This window comes from Streptomyces sp. NPDC055078, from assembly GCF_053607985.1.
Genome location: NZ_JBSGUP010000559.1, coordinates 1 through 5514 on the forward strand (window position 1 = coordinate 1; position 5514 = coordinate 5514).

Below are 5514 nucleotides of genomic sequence, written 5' to 3' on the forward strand. Positions count from 1 at the left end.
GGTCCCGCCAGTGGCGGCGACCGCCCCGTCGCACCGGGTGACGTCCTCCCGAACCGCACGGGGACCGCACGGGCGGGGACTACACGGGGCTACACGGCTGCACGGGGGACTACACGGGGGCCATCTTGTCGGCGACCCCGGGGTTGTCCTTCAGCCAGGCGCGTACGGCGTCCTGCTCCTTGCCCTTGCCGGCCCCCTGGATCTCGGCCTCCAGATCGGTGAGCTGCTTCTCGGTCATCTCGAACGCCTTGAGCCACTTCCCGATCCGGGGGTGATCGCCGGAGAAGCCCTTGCGCGCCACGGTGTGCACTCCGTCGCCCTTGCCCCAGGAGCCCTTGGGGTCCTTGAGCTTCTTCAGCTCATAGCTGCTGTAGGCCCAGTGCGGGGACCACAGGGTGGTGACGATGGGCTCCTTCTTGGCGTAGGCGCGCTTCAGCTCGGCGAGCATGCCGGGGGTCGAGCCGTCGACGACCTTGTACTCGCCTTCGAGGCCGTAGTCCTTGAGGACCTTGTCCTTGAGGGCAGCCATCATCCCGGCGCTCGGCTCGATGCCGATGATGCGGCCCTTGAACTTCGCGGACTGCCCCTTGAGGTCGGCGAGCGAGTCGACACCGTCGACGTAGGACGGTACGGACAGCTCCAGTGAGGTGGGCCCGTACCAGGAGCCCAGGTCTTCGAGCCGCTTCCCGTACTTCTTCCAGTACTGGACATGGGTGGCGGGCAGCCAGGCGTCGGTCTGGAAGTCGATCTGTCCGCCCGCGAGCCCGGTGTAGAGCGCCCCGGCCTCCAGCTGCTGGGTCTCGACCTTGAAGCCGCGCCGCTCCAGCACCTCCTTCCAGAGGAAGGTGGAGGCGATGCCCTCGTCCCAGGGGATGTAGCCGATGGTGACCTTCTCGCCCTTGCCGACGTCCGAGGCGCCGGAGGCGGAGGTGGACTTGGTGCCGCCGCCGAAGACGCCGATGCCGCCCGCGACGAGCGCGAGGACGACGGCGCCGACGATCGCGACGACGGGCTGGGGGCGGTGGTCCCAGATCTTCGGCCTGCTGGCCATGGCCTTCGCCTTGGCGATCGCGCGGCGGCCGAGCGGCGAGACCTGACGGCCCAGCTCGCCGGTGATCCGGTCCAGGTACATGGCGAGAATGACGATGGACAGGCCCGCCTCGAAGCCGAGACCGATGTCGACATTGCCGATGGCGCGGTAGACCGCGCCGCCGAGCCCGCCGCCGCCGACCATGCCGGCGATGACCACCATGGACAGGCCCAGCATGATCACCTGGTTGATCCCGGCCATGATCGTGGGCAGGGCCAGCGGGAGCTGGACGCGCAGCAGGGTGTTGCGCGGGGTGGTGCCGAACGCCTCCGCGGCCTCGACGAGTTCCCGGTCGACCTGGCGGATGCCCAGTTCGGTCATCCGGACGCCGGGCGGCAGGGCGAAGACGATGGTGGCGATGATGCCGGGGACCACGCCGACGCCGAAGAAGATGATGCCGGGGATCAGATAGACCATGGCGGGCATGGTCTGCATGAAGTCCAGTACGGGCCTGATGACCGCACTGACGGTCTTGGAGCGGGAGGCCCAGATGCCCAGCGGCACGGCGATCGCCAGGGTGACGACGGTGGCGACGAGAACCAGCGAGAGGGTCGACATGGCGTCGTCCCACAGCTCGATGGAGTCGATCAGCGCGAAGCCCGCGAAGGCGAGGACTCCGGCGAGCAGCCCGCGCAGCCACCAGGCGCCGACGGCGAGGATGCCCGCGAACAGCAGGGGTTCGGGCGCGGAGAGCACCGCGTCGATGCCGTCGTACATTCCGGTGACGAGCGAGGTGATGGCGTCGAAGAGCCATTCCAGATGGCTCTGGAGCCAGTCGACTCCGCTGTCGACCCAGTCGCCGAGGTGGATCCTAGGCACGGGCGGCCACCCCCTCGGTCAGGTCCGGAGCGGGGGCGTCGGCCGTCGCGGGGGTCATCGGCTCCCCGAGGACGGCGAGCAGCCTCTCTCTTGGCACCACGCCGACGAGAGCGCCGTCGGCGTCGACGACGGCGACGGGGGCGGCACTGGTGGAGCAGGGGGTGAACAGCTCGATGATGGGAGTGTCGGCCGATACGGCTGCGGGTGCGGCGGCCAGTACGCCGGCGGCGTCCACCGGCTTACGGCCACCGGCGGTCGCGGTGCCGTACGCGGTCTCGGCGTCGGCCATGATCGCGCCCGCGGTGAGGACCCGGGAACGGTCGACGTCCTGGGTGAAGGAGGCGACGTAGTCATTGGCGGGCGTGACGAGGATGTCCTCGGCGGTGCCGAGCTGAACGATTCTGCCGTCCCGCATCACCGCGATCCGGTCACCGAGGCGCATGGCCTCGTTGAGGTCGTGGGTGATGAAGACGATCGTCTTCCTCAGCGTCTTCTGGAGCTGGATGAGCTGATCCTGCATATCGCGGCGGATCAGCGGGTCGAGCGCGCTGAAGGACTCGTCCATCAGCAGCAGATCGGCGTCGGTGGCGAGCGCGCGGGCGAGGCCGACGCGCTGCTGCATTCCGCCGGACAGCTCGTCGGGCCAGGACTTCTCCCAGCCGGCGAGCCCGGCGAGTTCCAGCGCCTCGGCGGCACGCCGGTCGCGCTCGGGCCGGGGTACGCCCTGGACCTCAAGACCGTATCCGGCGTTCTCCAGCACGCTGCGGTGCGGGAAGAGCGCGAAGTGCTGGAAGACCATGCTGATCCGGGTGGAGCGTACGGTTCGCAGCTCGCGGGGGCTCAGGGCGGTGAGGTCCTGGCCGTCGAAGAGGACCCGCCCGGCGGTGGGGTCGAGCAGCCCGTTCAGCATCCGCAGCAGGGTGGACTTGCCGGACCCGGAAAGACCCATGACGACGAACGTCTGGCCCGGCTCGACCGTGAACGAGGCATCGATCACCGCAGCGGTCGTACCGTCGGCGCGCAGCTCGTCGCGGTCCGCGCCGCCTTCGAGCCTGCGGACCGAGTCTTCGGGTCGCCTGCCGAAGACCTTGTACAAATGCTCGGCCTGGAGCCTGGACACATACACCTCACGCGTTGAACCGAAAAAAATGGTCTGCCACCCCCGAATGGCAGACCGTGGAGCCTGGCGGGTTCGGCCCGCCTGTCCCGCCTTGGTCGTTGAAACCGCAACGGGGTCCGCTCCGGGTTCCCGCCTGCCCCTGGCCTCACGGCGCAAACACAACAGTGACCCACGTCACTCCCGGTGCGGGAACCGCCGGGGCGGCCCGGGGTACGGCGAATCGGTGCCGGGACGGGTCGCTGTCAGTGCGTTGCGGCATCATCGGGGTGTGACGCGACGCCTGATGCTCCTCGACACCGCTTCTCTCTACTTCCGGGCCTATTTCGGGGTCCCCGACTCGGTCCGGGCACCCGACGGCACCCCGGTCAACGCCGTGCGCGGACTCCTCGACTTCATCACCCGGCTGGTCCAGGACCATCATCCCGACGATCTGGTGGCCTGCTGGGACAACGACTGGCGGCCGCACTGGCGGGTCGAGCTGATCCCCTCGTACAAGGCGCACCGCGTCGCCGTGGAGACCGCCGCCGGGCCGGACGAGGAGGAGACCCCGGACACCCTGGCACCCCAGGTCCCGGTGATCGCGCAGGTGCTCGACGCACTGGGCATCGCCCGCGTCGGCGCCGATGAGTACGAGGCGGACGATGTGATCGGCACCCTGACCGCGCGCGCCACCGGCCCGGTCGACATCGTCACCGGCGACCGCGATCTCTTCCAGCTCGTGGACGACGCCCGAGGGCGGCGCGTGCTCTATCCGCTGAAGGGCGTCGGGACCCTCCAGACGACGGACGAGGCATGGCTCCGCGACAGATACGGGGTGGACGGCCCCGGGTACGTGGATCTGGCGCTGCTGCGCGGCGACCCGAGCGACGGTCTTCCGGGGGTGCCCGGGATCGGCGAGAAGACGGCCGCCAAGCTGCTGGACACCTTCGGCGACCTGGCGGGGATCATGGCCGCCGTGGACGATCCGGCGGCGAAGCTGACGCCCTCGCAGCGCAAGCGGCTGGACGAGGCCAGGGACTATGTCGCCGTCGCGCCGAAGGTCGTCCGGGTGGCGTCGGACATCGCGCTCCCCGCTTTCGACCCGGCGCTGCCGGACGAGCCGCGCGATCCGGCGACCCTGGAGGAGCTGGCAGCGCGCTGGGGCCTGGGCAACGCGCTCCAGCGCCTGCTGACCACGCTGCGCAGCTGATCCCGGCCGCGCGCCGCCGCCCGCCCCGCGCGCCCTGCTGCAATCCGCCTGCCGTACGCCGTGTCGCCGTGTGCCGTCGTCGCCGTGCGTCCGGTGGCGCACACGCGGTGTCACACCATGACTGTCAGGGACCCTTCCACGGGGCCGATCCACGATCGAGGTGTTAACTTAGGCAAGCCTAAGCAGCACGAGTTCAGGGAGACCGCCGTGGCAGAACGACCGCCTCGCACATCGCCGAAGCCGTACGAGGCGCGGGTGGTGCACACCGAACAGCTCACCCCCCATATGACGCGGGTCGTCCTCGGCGGCGACGGGCTGGCCGGGTTCGGCCTCGAAGACTTCACCGATCACTATGTGAAGCTGCTGTTCGCCCCCGACGGTGTGAGCTATCCGCAGCCGTTCGACATCGACCGCATCCGCGAGGAGTTCCCGCGCGAGCAGTGGCCCGCCAACCGTACGTACACGGTACGGAGCTGGGACCCGGTCCAGCGCGAGATGACCATCGACTTCGTCGTCCACGGCGACCAGGGCCTCGCGGGCCCATGGGCGGCGCGCGCCCGGATCGGCGACACCATCTGGATCCTCGGCCCCGGCGGTGGGTACGCACCCGACCCGGCGGCCGACTGGCATCTGCTGGTGGGCGACGAGAGCGCGCTCCCCGCGATCGCCGCCGCCCTGGAGCGGATGCCGGAAGGCGCCGTCGTCCACGCCTTCGTCGAGATCGAGAACGCCGAGGAGCAGCTGAAGATCGTCGCCCCGGCGGGGGTCGACATCCAATGGCTCCACCGCGCGGGCCGCCCGGTCGGCGACGCCCTGGTGTCCGCGGTCACCGGCCTGGAGTTCCCGGCGGGCCAGGTCTGCGCCTTCGTCCACGGCGAGGCGGGCTTCGTCAAGGACCTCCGGCGCCATCTGCGCATCGAACGCCAGGTGCCCCGCGAGCAGTTGTCGATCTCGGGCTACTGGCGCGTCGGCAAGACCGACGAGGCATGGCGTGCCGTCAAGCGCGAATGGAACGAACAAGTCGAACGCGAACAGGAACAGGCCGCCTGACCCGACCCACCCTGCCGCCTCGGCTCCGCCGCCCGACCCACCGGGCAAGCACCCCCGGCGCCCCGCCGTCGCCCAAGCCCCGGAGCGAGCACAGCCGGCCACGCCACCTGACGCACCGTCCGGACACACCCAGCCCGCGTGGGAGCGCTTGAGGCGCGGGGCCCGGGGCGGAGCCCCGGCAACCGGGCCACGCCCGGCGTATGAAACCCGCACCGCCGTGGAGCGGCACGCCCTCCGGGCGTGTCC

The 5514-nt window shown here is 70.4% G+C and carries 4 protein-coding genes; 2 read left to right on the plus strand and 2 right to left on the minus strand.

Going from position 1 to position 5514, the window contains the following annotated elements; all coding sequences use genetic code 11:
- Nucleotides 1-109 precede the first annotated feature (109 nt).
- Together ACWF94_RS31935 and ACWF94_RS31940 are read right to left on the minus strand one after the other, a co-directional pair.
- On the minus strand, nucleotides 110-1909 hold the full coding sequence (locus ACWF94_RS31935; protein WP_453496419.1) for an ABC transporter permease/substrate binding protein: 1800 nt from the start codon (nucleotides 1907-1909) through the stop codon (nucleotides 110-112).
- Complete coding sequence (locus ACWF94_RS31940) at nucleotides 1902-3029, minus strand: quaternary amine ABC transporter ATP-binding protein (protein WP_453496422.1); 1128 nt, start codon at nucleotides 3027-3029, stop codon at nucleotides 1902-1904. The genes ACWF94_RS31935 and ACWF94_RS31940 overlap by 8 nt, the downstream gene beginning before the upstream one ends.
- A 283-nt stretch (nucleotides 3030-3312) precedes the next feature.
- On the opposite strand from ACWF94_RS31940, the gene ACWF94_RS31945 reads away from it, so the two are divergent.
- Complete coding sequence (locus ACWF94_RS31945) at nucleotides 3313-4218, plus strand: 5'-3' exonuclease (RefSeq protein ID WP_453496428.1); 906 nt, start codon at nucleotides 3313-3315, stop codon at nucleotides 4216-4218.
- Nucleotides 4219-4425: 207 nt separating this feature from the next.
- Nucleotides 4426-5268, plus strand: a complete 843-nt coding sequence (locus ACWF94_RS31950) for a siderophore-interacting protein (protein ID WP_453496425.1) — start codon at nucleotides 4426-4428, stop codon at nucleotides 5266-5268.
- The last annotated feature ends 246 nt before the right edge of the window (nucleotides 5269-5514 follow it).